General features: G+C 71.3%; 1 pseudogene. It reads left to right on the top strand.

The window, feature by feature from the left end:
• Nucleotides 1-570: pseudogene (locus KZA10_RS16765) on the top strand (putative FMN-dependent luciferase-like monooxygenase); the annotation flags it as partial.
• Between the last annotated feature and the right edge of the window lie 157 nt (nt 571-727).

Raw genomic sequence — 727 nt, 5'->3', positions numbered from 1 at the left:
CGCATCTGGCAGGCCACCTTCTCGGCTCCCGGCGGGCACCGTGCCGGGGTGCACGGGCACGGCCTGCTGCTCTCCCGCACGCAGCCGCGCCGTGCTGACCGCCTGCACGCGCCGTTGTCGGAACTGCAGGACCCGATCATCGACGCGTACCTCGACGCTCTGCCGGAGGGAGCGACTCCGAGGATCACCGCCTCACGCACCGTGTTCGTCGCGGACGACCGTGCCGAGGCGCTGCGGTTCGCCGAGGTCGGGCTGCGCCGGGCGGCGGAGGGCTTCCGCCGGCAGGGGCAGACGATCCCCGGCGACAGCATCGACGAACTGATCGCCGCCCTCGATACGCACCTGGGCACGCCCGAAGACGTGGCGGAGTCTCTCGCCGCCGACCGCACCCTCGCCCGGGCGACCGAGGTGGCATTCCAGGTGCACTCGGTCGACGCACCGCATGAGCACGTGCTGCGCTCGATCGCCCTCTTCGCCGACGAGGTCGCTCCCGCCCTCGGCTATGCCCTCAGTCCCACCCCGCACAGAACCAGTGCCGATGAGAACCTCACCCTCAAGGAGAACGCATGACCGACGACATCGTGGACCGGATCGTGGAGGTGACGCCGGAGCTGGATGCCCTGCGCCGTCGCCGTCCCGTCACCAGGGAGCAGCTGCAGGCGAGCTTCGACGCCCTCTTCCGGCCGGTGACGGTCGCGCACATCTCGCAGGCGGAGCGCGAGCTCGT

The organism is Microbacterium sp. BF1 (assembly GCF_019279095.1).
GTDB classification, from domain to species: domain Bacteria; phylum Actinomycetota; class Actinomycetes; order Actinomycetales; family Microbacteriaceae; genus Microbacterium; species Microbacterium maritypicum.
Note: the sequence above shows the minus strand (reverse complement) of the source record. Positions and strands in the feature narration are given on the sequence as shown.